Source organism: Sphingobacterium sp. UBA865, assembly GCF_002295765.1.
Taxonomy (GTDB): Bacteria; Bacteroidota; Bacteroidia; order Sphingobacteriales; family Sphingobacteriaceae; genus Sphingobacterium; species Sphingobacterium multivorum.
Genome location: NZ_DBGB01000012.1, coordinates 306,836 through 320,242, shown reverse-complemented (window position 1 = coordinate 320,242; position 13,407 = coordinate 306,836). Strand labels below are relative to the sequence as shown.

The window sequence follows — 13,407 nt, the reverse complement described above, 5'->3', positions numbered from 1 at the left end:
CTTTTTATCATAAAAAATGTCCCCAAAAGAGTGTTTAACTTTTTGGGGACATTTTTTCTATGGATAGTTTTTTTAGCTCAGTGCCGGCTCCTGCTGGCTTAAACAGTGGAAACTTCCCAGCCCCCAAATAATGTCAACGGAATTTATACCGATGACTTTACGTGTAGGGAAACAGCCTTGGATAATATCCAGTGCTCTTTGGTCATTTTTATCGTTGAAGATCGGTACAACAACGATATCGTTTGCAATGTAGAAATTAGCATAAGAAGCAGGCAATCTTGTTTCGTCATAGATGACCGGTGCTGGCATTGGGAGCTCAATGATATGCAGTGGCTCGCCATTTAAGAGCCTAAATGAACGAAGTGTTGCTAGATTTTCTTGAAGTATCTCGTAGTTTTCATCCGTTGGATCTTCCTCGACAACTGTTAAAACGGTGTTTTCGTTGACGAAACGTGTGATATCGTCAATGTGTCCATCTGTATCGTCTCCAACGATACCGTCTCCAAGCCATAAAACCTGTTCCTGACCGTAAAATTCTTTTAAATAAGTTTCTATCTGCTCTTTTGTCAGGTGTGGATTTCGGTTTTTATTCAATAGACAAGCCGTTGTTGTCATGATTGTTCCTGCGCCATTAAACTCAACTGAACCGCCTTCCATGACGATATCAGGGACAAATAGAGGAAGGTTGAATGTTGTGGCAATACGTGTCGGAACAATATCGTCCAGGTCGAAAGGAGGGTATTTTCCACCCCAGGCATTATAGCCCCAGTCAACTACTGCTTTTTGATTTGTTGCTTGGTTAATAATAAAAGCGGGACCGTGGTCTCTACACCAAGCATCGTTAGTCGGATTAAAGTAGAATTCGATATTGCTAAAATCTGTTGTCACTTCTTTGAGTGCGGTAATAGCAAAATTTTGCATTTCCTCATTAGCGACGTTAATCCTTACTTTTTGCCCTGCTGCTACGGCTTTAATAAATTCGCAATAAGGTTTGTATATTGTTTCGATCTTCCCGGGCCAAGATTCCTCTTTATGTGGCCAGCTCAACCATAAGGCTTCTTGCTTTGCCCATTCTGCAGGAAAAGAGAAGCCCTGTTGTTTTGGGGAATTGTCAAAATAGTCCAGGGTGAATGTTTTTTTTTGTTCCATACTTATTTTAGCGGGATTAAAAAAGCCATTTCAGTTTGTTTCAGCACAGTGGTATGCCTTCGAAACTGAAATGGCTAGCATATCCAATATTAGTCTTCGTCAATAAAACGTTTGGTGATCGGCGCGTATGTTTCGATTCTTCGGTCTCTCAAAAATGGCCAATGTTTTCTGAAATAGTCCGATTCATTTAAATCTAGTTCGACGACCTCAATTTCTTCTTTGTCATGTGAAGCAAGGTAGAGTAATTTACCTTGTCCATTCGTCACGAAGCTTCCACCCCAGAATTTCATTGCACCATTTTGTTCAAATCCCACACGGTTAACGGATACAACAGGAACGCCGTTTGCAACGGCATGGGAGCGTTGTATTGTTTGCCATGCATTATATTGATCTTTGTTGGTTTCTTCATCTTGGTCTGTTGCCCATCCGATAGCAGTAGGATAGAATAAAATTTCGGCACCCATCAATGCGGTAATTCGAGATGCTTCCGGATACCATTGATCCCAGCAAATTAAGATGCCTATTTTTCCAAATTTTGTTTTGAATACTTTGTAGCCTAAATCGCCTGGTGTAAAATAGAATTTTTCGTAAAACGCAGGGTCATCTGGAATATGCATTTTGCGATATTTTCCTAAATAGGAACCGTCTGCATCCAATACAGCGGTTGTATTATGGTACAGTCCTTCTGCTCTTTTTTCAAATAATGAAGCGATAATGACGATACCTGCTTCTTTAGCAACAGCCGATAGGGCGTCCGTTGATGGACCCGGAATAGCTTCAGCCAGTGCGAAATTGTCATAATCTTCCACATCGCAGAAATATAAAGAGGTAAATAGTTCTTGCAGACACACAATTTGCGCACCTTTTGCAGCGGCTTCTTTTACTTTAGCGATAGCTTTTTCGAGATTCTCTTGTTTGCTTGCGGTACAGCTCATCTGTACAACTCCAACTTTTACTTTGCTCATTCTTTAATGCTTATTTTAATACAGCACAAAGATACTATTCTTAATTTGGATTTGGTCGGTAGGAAAAACAAAAAGAGCTCTTAGAGCTCTTTTCGTAATCTTGCTACCGGAATGTTCAATGCTTCCCGATATTTTGCAACCGTTCGCCGCGCAATATTGTAGCCTTTTTCTTTGAGAATCTCAGTGAGTTTCTCGTCAGCCAAGGGTTTCCGTTTATTTTCTTTTGCGATGCACTCCTCCAATATTTTCTTAACCTCTTTATTGGATACTTCTTCACCAGAATCCGTTTGAATAGCTTCAGAGAAAAACGATTTTAAGAGAAATGTTCCAAATTCTGTTTGTACGTATTTTGAATTTGCTACCCGCGACACAGTTGATATATCCATATCGATTTTGTCGGCGATGTCTTTTAATATCATTGGTTTTAGCTTACGATCATCACCTGTGAGGAAATACTCATATTGGTATTCCATGATTGCATTCATTGTTTTTAGTAGGGTTTGTTGACGCTGTTTTATTGCATCAATAAACCATTTGGCTGAGTCAAGTTTTTGTTTGACAAATTGCACAGCCTCTTTCATTTTTTTATCCTTTTGATCCGATTTCTCGTAATGTTCAAACATGTGTTGGTAATCACGACTTATGCGGAGCTCAGGTGCATTTCGGCCATTTAAAGTCAAATGCAGTGTTCCATCATTATTGCTGATATGGAAATCCGGGATAATATGTAGTTGCTTGCCTGCTACTGCGCCAGAATCTCCTGGTTTTGGATTAAGTTTTAGAATTTCGTTGACTACGTTTTTTAAATCTTCTGATGAAACGCCTAAAGATTTTTCTAATTTATCATAATGCTTTTTAGTGAATTCTTCCAGGTAATTCGCTACGACTTTAATAGCGAGTTTGATTGTGGGATTTTGTGTGTCCTTTTTTTGTAATTGGATCAATAGGCACTCTTGCAGATCTCGTGCTCCAATTCCTGCAGGCTCAAAATCTTGAATTACCTTTAGCATATCCAATACTTCCTGTTCATCGGTCATTACATTTTGGCCAAAAGCGAGGTCGTCGACAAGATTGATGATGGGCCGGCGTAAATAGCCGTCATCGTCCAGACTGCCAATAATTTGCTGGCCAATTAAAAAGTGCTTGTCATCTAAAGCTAAAAGGTCTAATTGTTGTTGTAACTGCTCATAAAAGGAGTGCTGAATTGCAACAGGCATTTCTTTTCGGTCGTCATCGTCATCTCCGTAGTCATAGCCATTGCCATAATCTTTGAAATCATCTTCCTGGATATAGTCTTCTAAACTAAAGTCTTCTGAATCGAATCCGTCTTCATTGTCAAAGTTGTCATCTGGATCTTTATCGGGGTATTCTTCTATAGGATCGGTCATATTAGTCAAGCTACCATCTTCTAACGCAGGGTTTTCTTCTAATTCTTCCTTGATTCTCGCATCTAATGAAACAGTCGGAACCTGCAACAATTTTATAAATTGTATTTGCTGCGGGGACAATTTCTGTAATAGCTTTTGTTGTAATGTTTGTTTTAACATGCTAATAGTTGACTTTTTTACATCTAAATTTAAACAAATATCATTATTATTTTAAAATAAAATCGATAATAAATAAAAAATGGGTATAATATTTGTGGAACGCGGGAAAAAGTTGCAAAGAAATTTGAGACTAGGCCTTTTTCTACCTATAGGTCTTTTGTTGTTTAATCGTGGCTGTAATTTCCAAAATCCACCCTTTCGAATTATGTCGTATTTTACAGTTGTTTGGCAGGTGTTTTTTATTGTTAAAAAATGTAAATAGTTGATTACAGCGATTTATTTAGTTGTATATTTAGCCCCTGAAAATAGATAAAAAGGCATATTGGACAGGTGTAAAACCTTTTGCTGGTCGGATGTGTTGAATATAAGATAAATTTCCATTTATGTTTAAACGTATTAAGAATAGGATTCTTCGTTATCTTGTTATAGCAGTATATTTTATCATTATATTGGTGTGTGCTATACAATTGAATTTTTTGTGGCTCTTTGGTTATTCTCCAACAAAAAAGGATATCGTTATGCCTAGTGTTAATATCTCTACGGAATTATACACGGCAGATAGTGTTTTAATTGGACGGTATTTCGACGAGGACAGAAATCCAATTCCATTTGATAGTATTCCGAAGTCTGTTACTAATGCGTTGATTGCAACTGAGGATGTTCGTTTTTATAGCCATAATGGTGTTGATTTTTTTGGTCTAGGATCAGGTATTATCTCTACATTAAAAGGGGATAAACGAGGCGCGAGTACAATTACGCAACAGTTAGCTAAAAATCTTTATCGTACTCGTTATAATAAGGCCGGTGGATTGTTGACGCGTCTTCCCGTGGCGGGTCTAGTGATCACGAAGTTTAAGGAGTGGATGACGGCTTATAAATTGGAGCAACGTTATTCCAAAAATCAGATATTGGAGATGTATTTAAATACAGTATCCTTCAGTAATAATGCCTATGGGATTGAGACTGCTGCAAAGCGCTATTTTTCGAAAGGAGCGAATCAATTGAATCAGACCGAAGCTGCTGTTTTGATTGGCATGTTAAAAGGTACGACTTTATATAATCCTATTCGTAATCCCGAAAATGCTTTTGTGCGAAAAAACACCGTTTTAAGTCAAATGTATAAAGGTGGTTTTCTGAAAAAAGAAGAGTATGATAAACTGGTTAAGGAGAAGATTGTTTTGAATACAAATAGTCAAGATCTTAATGCGGGTGGAGATTCTTACTTACGTGCTGCAGTAGCTAAATGGTTGGAAAAATGGTCTGAGGATAACAATTATGATATCTATACAGACGGTTTGAAAATTTACACGACGATAAATTCTAAACTTCAAAAGCATGCTGAAGAGGCTGTGGCGAAACAAATGATTGAATTACAGCAACGTCTAAATAACACCTGGGAGGGCCAGGAGCCTTGGCGTGATTTATCAGGTAAGGTTATACCCAACTTCTTGGATAATTTGGCAAAGAAAACTCCTTATTATGCTTTTTTGAGTAAAAAATATGCGAATACCCCTGATAGCATCAATTACTTCCTAAATAAAAAGAAGAAGATCGATGTTTATAATTGGAAGGATGGTGGTAAGATCCAAAAGGATATGTCTACAATGGATTCTTTGAAATATTATGCCATGATGTTAAATGCAGGCATGATGTCTATGGATCCGTACTCGGGTGAAATTAAAGCATGGGTGGGTGGGATCAACCACCAATATTTTAAGTATGATCACGTGATGCAGGCGAAGCGACAAGCGGGGTCTACATTTAAACCTTTTGTATACTTGGCTGCTTTGGAGTCAGGGATGTCTCCGTGTGATAAGATTACGGATAAACCTGTTACGATCAAGATTGATAAAGGAGATTCTGTTGAAGTTTGGGAGCCTAAAAATGCAGATTGGAATTTTTCCTATCGTGAAATGTCGTTGCGTCATGCGATGGCGCGTTCCATTAATTCGGTTACGGTTCAGTTAACTGATATGGTTACGCCCGCGAAAGTTGTTGATGCGGCACATCGTTGTGGTATTACAAGTAAATTAAATCCTGTTGCCTCTGTGGGGTTAGGACCTAATGATGTTTCTGTTTTTGAAATGGTGAATGGGTACTCGACGATGATGAATCACGGTGAGCGTGTCTCACCTTTATTGGTGTCTAAGATCGAGGATCATGATGGTAATGTTATTGCCACTTTTCAGGCGGAGCGTAAACAAGTGGTGGATAAACAAGATGCCTGGTTGATGACGTATATGCTGCGGGGTGGTATGGAAGAACCTGGAGGTACATCTCAGGGATTGTGGGAATGGGATTTATTTGATAAGGAAAATGAAATCGGAGGAAAGACAGGTACTTCTTCCGAATATGTAGATGGTTGGTATATGGGAGTGACTAAAGATTTGGTGACAGGTGTTTGGGTTGGCTGTGACGAACGGAGTATTCACTTTAAAAATTCTCATTCGGGAGAAGGTTCTCGTACAGCATTACCAATATTTGGGGTGTATATGGAGTCTGTTTATAAAGACAAACAATTGGGATATACGCAAGGTAAGTTTCCTAGTCCTACTGTTGAAATTACGAAATCTTACAAATGCGAAACTCCGCGTTATAGTGATCCGGAACCAGAGCAAAGTGATTCGACACAAGTAGAAGAGCCCGCTGATGAAGGATTTATCGGGCCTGAGGAAGAGGGAACGGAGCATCCTGTTGAGCGTAATCATACTGAAGGTGCTGATAGCGGAACGAGTAGCGTGGGGTCATCCTCGTTGGAGGAGCTTGGTAGTCAAAACTGATAATAGTTAAAGATATATCTAAAAAATAAAGATGGCCGCCTAGTTTAACTAAGGTGGCTTTTTTTATGCTAGGCTGCGTGGTTGGAATCTCTCTTGGTGAACGTTTGGTGTTGCTGAGGGAAAAGATTATTCCAATTAGGATTATATTTACGGATGAGCCTTTCGACTTGCATGGTTGTAAAATGTTGCAGTTCACTTATTCTCTTATTGGCGGTCTCCGAATTTGTGAAAGATTCTGTGTAGATTATTCGATTTAAGCTAGGGCCCTGGTTGAAAATAAAATTATTGGACTGCTGTAGTTCCATTACTGTACTAAAGATGTTGGAACTGAGACCGATTTTAAAGTGTTTCCGATTGTTGTCAGTTGATATATATACAATAAAATTGTTCATAATGCTAAATTATTTGGACGTTTAAAATATATTTACTAATTTTATTGGCACAATATTACTAATAAAATTAGTTTTTGCAAAATATTTTTTTGAAAAAATAATATGTCAAATATTTCGTCCAATCTGAAATTCCTTCGAAAAGGAAAAAAAATCACCCAGCAACAATTTGCTGATCTTATGGAAATTAAGCGTGCGTCTGTCGGTGCATACGAGGAAGATCGAGCAGAGCCTAAATATGAGTTATTAAAGAAGATTGCCGAATTCTATGGTTTGACTATGGATGAGTTGGCAAACGATGTTATTGATGACAAATGGAAGCCGGTTCCTAAAAGCAATGCCTCAAATTTAAGGGTGCTTAGTGTGACTGTGGATGCAGATGATCGTGAAAATATCGAACTTGTTCCGGTTAAGGCTAGTGCGGGGTATTTAAATGGATATGGTGATCCAGAATATGTTGCTGAGTTGCCAAAGTTTTCGCTACCTATGTTTGGTCAGGGGACATTTCGTGCTTTTGAAATAAAAGGGGATTCGATGTTGCCTTTACCTTCTGGTTCTATTATTGTGGCCGAATACGTAGAAAATTGGCATGATATTAAACCAGGAAGTACCTATATTGTCGTGTCGAAAGAAGATGGTGTGGTGTATAAACGCGTTGCTTTTAAATTTAAAGAGGATAAAGGTTTGAAGCTTGTTTCTGATAATAAGACCTATGAGCCTTATTGGGTAGAGACTGCTGATATTCTTGAAGTGTGGAAGGCTAAGGCTTTTATCAGTACACAGCTGCCCGAACCTACTCCGGAGCCAACCATAGAAACCCTGACAAGCATGATGGCGCAAATGCAGAAGACGATTAATGCAGTGGTGGATGGTTCTAAATAGTGGAGAATTATCTACGTATTTTTATTATTTAGTCACGCTGTGAAGATGATTGCAAGGACTGAGGAGCGATCGATAGCTTATTTTTATAGGGACTGTAGGTATATTGAATATAAAAACAATCTATCTAAGTTTGTTTTTTATTTTATAAAATGCTATATTTGCATATCTGAAAGGAAGGGGGCTCGTATTGCCCCCTTTTTTTAATTCAATTAATTTAGCATTTCTAGAAACAGAACAATGCAGCATATAGAAAAGAGAGTTATTGAACTCATCGCGGAAAAAATTGCAGATCGCGAGGATTTGTTTATCGTCAGTGTGAAGATGCGCCCAAATAAAATTCTCGAGATTCTTTTGGACGGAGATAATGGTGTGAATATTGATGATTGCGCACAGGTGAGCCGTCATGTTGGTTTCCACTTGGAGGAGGAAAATGTAGTTGATGATGCTTACCGTTTAGAGGTTTCATCTCCAGGTATTGATGCTAATTTTGTTAATATCCGACAGTATCAAAAGAATATAGGTCGTACAGTTCAGGTAAAGTTGAACGATAATACAAAAGTTGAAGGTACATTATTGACCGTAGACGAGATGAAGATCAATGTTCTTCAAAAGATAAAAGAAAAAGGTAAAAAAGCACAAGAGGTAGAAAAAGAACTTCCTTTTGATCAAATAAAAGCAACAAAAGTGGTAATTTCATTTTAATAATAATGAGTAACAGCAACATCAATCTGATAGACTCTTTTCAAGAGTTTAAGGAGTTTAAGAATATCGATAGACCTACTGTTATTACAGTATTGGAAGAGGTTTTTCGTAGTATGATCCGTCGTCGTTTTGGTACGGATGAAAATGTGGATGTTATCGTGAATCCAGATAACGGAGATTTGGAGATTTGGAGGACGCGTGTCGTTGTTGAAGATGAGTTTTCAGAAGATGATGACCTTGAAATCGAATTAGCGGAAGCTAGAAAGCATGATGAAGATTTGGAAGTAGGTGATGATTTTATTGAACAGATCACATTGGAAAGCTTTGGTCGTCGTGCAATTTTAGCGGCACGTCAGACGCTTGTATCTAAGGTTTTGGAATTGGAAAAAGACGAGGTCTTTAAGAAATATAAAGATAGAGAAGGAGAGTTGGTCATTGGTGAGGTCTATCAGATTTGGAAAAAGGAGATCTTGGTATTGGATGAGGACGGGAATGAATTAATTCTTCCTAAATCAGAGCAAATCCCAGCTGACTATTTCAAAAAGGGAGATGGCATTCGCGCAGTTGTGCATAAAGTAGATATGATGAATAATAATCCGAAGATTATTATTTCACGTACTGCACCTGCGTTCTTACAACGTTTATTTGAACTTGAGGTTCCTGAGATTTTCGATGGTTTGATTACGATCAAGAAAATCGTTCGTGAGCCAGGGGAAAGAGCAAAGGTTGCTGTTGAGTCTTATGACGATCGTATTGATCCTGTAGGAGCTTGTGTTGGTATGAAGGGGTCTCGTATTCATGGTATCGTTCGTGAGCTGCGTAATGAGAATATTGATGTAATTAATTTTACAACAAATCATTCGTTGTACATCGCTCGTGCTTTGAGCCCTGCAAGAATTAGCTCAATCAAAATCGATGAAGAAAATAAGACTGCGGCTGTATATTTAAAATCGGATCAAGTTTCTTTAGCCATTGGACGTGGGGGACATAATATTAAATTGGCTGGTAAATTGACTGGTTATGAAATAGATGTTTATCGCGAAAATGACGAGTTTGATGAAGATGTCGATATCGAAGAATTCAGCGATGAGATTGAAAGCTGGGTTATTGATGAATTGAAGCGTGTCGGCTTGGATTCAGCGAAGTCGGTGTTGTCTCTTAGCGAGGAAGAGCTGGTTAGACGTACCGATTTGGAAGAGGATACTGTTCGTGAGATTGTACGTATTTTACAAGCTGAATTTGAATAAAATTCAGCTCGTTAATTTTTTTCTATCTAACATTCGGAATAAATTGTTTATGGATGGAAAAAAACATATTTTTGTAATTATATTAAAATAGTTTATATTATAGATGACTGAAGGAAAAGGAACAAACTTGCTTAAAGCAGCAAAGGAACTCAACATCGGGATACATACCGCCGTGGAATGTTTAGTGAAAAAAGGATATGATGTAGAAGCAAAGCCTAACACTAAATTGAGCGGAGAGATGTATGGTGTGCTGTTAAAAGAGTTTCAGGGAGACAAATCACTGAAAGATGAAGCTAAACAAATTGTGATTGGCAAAATTCGTCGTGAGGAGTCGCCGTCCTCTTCTCCTAAGGAATCATCTAAGAATGAGGATTTCGAAGATCATGATGAATCCAAGGAAATCTTGGTCAAGAATACAGTAGAAATCCCTTCTGTTAAGGAAACTACTCCTGCAAAAGTGGAGGAGCCCGTTCATCAAGGTGGTATGAAGGTGGTTGGTAAGATTGATCTTGACGCATTGAATAGAGGCGGAAGTAAGGTCAAGAAGGAAGAACCTGTTAAGGAGGAACCAAAAACCATTAAAGAAACGCCTGTAGAGGCTAAAGCTGAAGCTAAGGTGGAAGAAAAGAAGGAAGCCGAAGTCAAAGCGCCTATTGTTGAAGCGAAAAAAGAAGAACCAAAGGTTATTGAAAAGAAGCCGGAAGTTGTTGTACCAAAAGCTGAAATAGAAAAACCCGAAGTAAATAAAACTGAAGTAAAAGCAACTCCGGTTGTAGAGACAAAAACTGAACCTGTGAAGGTAGAAGACAAGAAAAAAGAAGAAACAGCGCCGAAAGCTGTGCCAGTAACTCCAATAGTGGAGCCTGCGAAAAAACAAGGAGATGAAATTATTTCTGCTCGTGCGGAAAGATTGACAGGTCCTAAAGTCATTGGTAAAATTGAATTACCATCTGCTAGACCTTCCCACAAACCAGTGGCTTCATCTTCAAATGCTGGAAATAATAATGAGAAACGTAAGCGTAAGCGTACGAATCCAAATGGTCCAGTAAACCCAAATGCGGGGCAAGGTCAAGGTCATAATAATCAAAACCGTGGACCGCGCGATGGTAACAATCCCAACAACCGGGACCAACAAGGAGGTAACCGAGGTGGGAATCATGGCCCTAACAACAACCCGAACAATCGTCAAGGGCAAAACAACAACCAACACCCAGGTAGACCGGGACAAGGAGGTAACAACCAACACTCAGGTAGACCAGGACAAGGTACGAGACCGCAACACGGTAATCGTTTTGACAATAGAGGTAAGGGAAGACCTGTTGAGAATAAGGAAGAACCTACTGAAAAGGAAATCCAAGATCAAATCAAAGCAACACTTGCTCGTTTGAGTGGTGCAGGTAAATCTGGTAAATTTGCGCAACGTGCCAAATTGAGACGTCAGAAACGTGATGATGTTGCTCAACATGCGGAAGAAGCTGCAATGGAGCAAGAAATGATGGCAAAAGTATTGCGTGTTACAGAGTTCGTAACTGCAAACGAATTAGCTAATTTGATGGACGTTCAGGTAACCCAAATTATTGCAACTTGTATGAGTTTGGGTATGTTCGTGTCAATTAATCAGCGTTTAGATGCGGAAACTTTAACCATTGTAGCGGATGAATTTGGTTATCAGGTAGAGTTTATCAAACCTGAGGATGAGGAGACTGCTGAATTGGAGGAACCGGATACAGAAGAGAACTTGATTTCAAGAGCGCCTATTGTAACGGTCATGGGACACGTCGACCATGGTAAGACCTCTTTACTGGATTATATCCGTAAGGCGAACGTTACTTCTGGTGAGGCGGGTGGTATCACCCAACATATCGGTGCATACGCGGTGAAATTGGAGGATGGTCGGAAGATCACTTTCTTGGATACTCCTGGTCACGAGGCTTTTACAGCGATGCGTGCCCGTGGTGCCAAAGTAACAGATATTGTTATTATTGTTATCGCAGCTGACGACGCCGTCATGCCGCAAACAAAAGAAGCGATCAACCACGCGCAGGCAGCAGGAGTTCCAATCGTATTTGCATTTACTAAAGTAGATAAACCGGGAGCAAATCCTGATAGAATCCGTGAGCAGCTTTCTGCGATGAATATCTTAGTTGAAGACTGGGGCGGTAAGTTCCAAGCGCAAGAGATTTCAGCAAAAACGGGGGAAAATGTTGACCTATTATTAGAGAAAGTTCTATTGGAAGCTGAGATGTTAGATCTAAAAGCTGATCCGAAAAAACGTGCTGTTGGTTCAGTAATTGAAGCAGCTTTGGATAAAGGTCGTGGTATCGTGACAACGGTGTTGATACAAAGTGGTACATTACGTGTTGGAGACCCTATTTTAGCGGGATCGCATTCAGGTAAGGTGAAGGCTTTGACTAATGAAAGAGGTGAACGTGTTAAAGAGGCGGGACCTTCTGTTCCAGTGCAAATCTTGGGTATGGCCGGCGCACCAACAGCAGGGGATAAGCTTTATGTTCTTGAAAGCGAGTCTGAAGCTAGAACTGTAGCTAACAAACGTCTTCAGTTACAACGCGAGCAAGGCATGCGTGCAACTAAACATATTACCTTGGATGAAATCGGTCGTCGTTTGGCTATCGGTAACTTTAAAGAACTTAATATTATCGTTAAAGGTGATGTGGACGGTTCTATTGAAGCATTATCAGATTCATTATTGAAATTGTCTACTGACGAAATTCAGGTTAATATCATTCACAAATCAGTGGGTGCAATCTCTGAATCAGATGTATTGTTAGCTTCTGCTTCCGATGCGATTATCATAGGTTTCCAAGTACGTCCAACACAAAACGCACGTAAGTTGGCAGAGAACGAGCAAATTGATGTACGTTTATATTCGATCATCTATGATGCGATTGATGAAATCAAATCTGCGATGGAGGGTATGTTGGCGCCGAAATTTGAAGAGAAAATCGTTGCTGAGGTTGAAATCAGAGAAACCTTCAAAATTTCTAAAGTGGGTACGATTGCCGGATGTATGGTTAAAGAAGGTAAGATCAATAGAAATAATGATATCCGCATAATCAGAGATGGTGTTGTAATTCATACTGGTAAACTGGCATCGTTGAAACGTTTTAAAGACGATGTGAAAGAAGTTTCAATGGGTTATGAATGTGGTTTGAATATTGACCGTTTCAACGATATTCAAGTAGGAGATATTGTTGAAGCTTACGAACAAGTTGAAGTGAAACGTAAATTGTAATCACTTAGTGGTACACTAATAAAACAGAAAGCGGCATTGATTTTAATCAATGCCGCTTTCTGTTTTAACGTTCGTATAGTTCTATTGGAACCTGATCAGGATCAAAGAAGAATGTAAAGCGTTTATTTGTTAACTCGTCTATTCTGATCCCTTCATGTGATACACCTGCTTTTTCGAGCTTATTTAATTCGATGTCGAGATTATCGACTTCGAATGCAAGATGTCTTAAACCGGCAGCTTCTGGAAAGCTGAGCCGATTAGGCGGTGATGGGAACGAAAAAAGTTCTATAATGTAATGATCGTTGAGTTTGAGGTCCAGTTTGTAAGAATCACGTTCCGCACGATAATATTCTCTAGCAATCTCCAGGCCCAGTATGCCCGTGTAGAATTTCTTTGAACGTTCATAATTGCTACAGATAATGGCAATATGATGTATCTTGTTGAGGTTTAATTTCATCTTTAAATACTTATCTCATGGCATTTGTTATATCTT

Annotated in this window: 10 protein-coding genes; 5 read left to right on the top strand and 5 right to left on the bottom strand. The window is 39.1% G+C overall.

Features of this window, described 5'->3' with window-relative positions; genetic code table 11:
- Positions 1-72 precede the first annotated feature (72 nt).
- From B2O97_RS06795 to rpoN, 3 genes are all read right to left on the bottom strand, one after another.
- The gene (locus B2O97_RS06795) at positions 73-1,149 is read right to left on the bottom strand and encodes an agmatine deiminase family protein (RefSeq protein WP_070567768.1); all 1,077 of its coding nucleotides are present in this window, start codon (positions 1,147-1,149) and stop codon (positions 73-75) included.
- An 89-nt stretch (positions 1,150-1,238) separates the two neighbouring features.
- Positions 1,239-2,114 carry a carbon-nitrogen hydrolase gene (locus B2O97_RS06790; protein ID WP_070567766.1) on the bottom strand — a complete coding sequence of 292 codons (876 nt, stop codon included), beginning with the start codon at positions 2,112-2,114 and terminating at the stop codon, positions 1,239-1,241.
- Positions 2,115-2,194: 80 nt separating this feature from the next.
- Complete coding sequence (rpoN, locus tag B2O97_RS06785; RefSeq protein WP_070567764.1) at positions 2,195-3,661, bottom strand: RNA polymerase factor sigma-54; 1,467 nt, start codon at positions 3,659-3,661, stop codon at positions 2,195-2,197.
- 383 nt (positions 3,662-4,044) lie between these two features.
- Here rpoN and B2O97_RS06780 point away from each other — a divergent pair, with 383 nt between their 5' ends.
- Positions 4,045-6,441, top strand: a complete 2,397-nt coding sequence (locus B2O97_RS06780; protein ID WP_286767141.1) for a penicillin-binding protein 1A — start codon at positions 4,045-4,047, stop codon at positions 6,439-6,441.
- 68 nt (positions 6,442-6,509) lie between these two features.
- On the opposite strand, the gene B2O97_RS06775 is transcribed toward B2O97_RS06780, so the two are convergent.
- Positions 6,510-6,833, bottom strand: a complete 324-nt coding sequence (locus B2O97_RS06775) for a GIY-YIG nuclease family protein (protein WP_112376125.1) — start codon at positions 6,831-6,833, stop codon at positions 6,510-6,512.
- A gap of 102 nt (positions 6,834-6,935) precedes the next feature.
- Here B2O97_RS06775 and B2O97_RS06770 point away from each other — a divergent pair, with 102 nt between their 5' ends.
- The 4 genes from B2O97_RS06770 to infB all read left to right on the top strand — a co-directional run bounded on the left by B2O97_RS06770 (position 6,936) and on the right by infB (position 12,914).
- On the top strand, positions 6,936-7,712 hold the full coding sequence (locus B2O97_RS06770; RefSeq protein WP_070567758.1) for an XRE family transcriptional regulator: 777 nt from the start codon (positions 6,936-6,938) through the stop codon (positions 7,710-7,712).
- A 237-nt stretch (positions 7,713-7,949) separates the two neighbouring features.
- On the top strand, positions 7,950-8,414 hold the full coding sequence (rimP, locus tag B2O97_RS06765) for a ribosome assembly cofactor RimP (protein ID WP_070567756.1): 465 nt from the start codon (positions 7,950-7,952) through the stop codon (positions 8,412-8,414).
- Positions 8,415-8,419: 5 nt separating this feature from the next.
- Positions 8,420-9,661 (top strand): transcription termination factor NusA, encoded by a 1,242-nt coding sequence (gene nusA / locus B2O97_RS06760; protein WP_070567754.1) that lies wholly within the window; start codon positions 8,420-8,422, stop codon positions 9,659-9,661.
- Between the two features lie 103 nt (positions 9,662-9,764).
- Entirely contained in the window at positions 9,765-12,914 is a 3,150-nt protein-coding gene (gene infB / locus B2O97_RS06755) for a translation initiation factor IF-2 (protein ID WP_070567751.1), read from the top strand.
- Between the two features lie 64 nt (positions 12,915-12,978).
- On the opposite strand, the gene B2O97_RS06750 is transcribed toward infB, so the two are convergent.
- A complete protein-coding gene (locus B2O97_RS06750) occupies positions 12,979-13,371 on the bottom strand; it encodes a VOC family protein (RefSeq protein ID WP_070567749.1) in 393 nt (130 codons plus the stop codon).
- Positions 13,372-13,407: the final 36 nt, after the last annotated feature.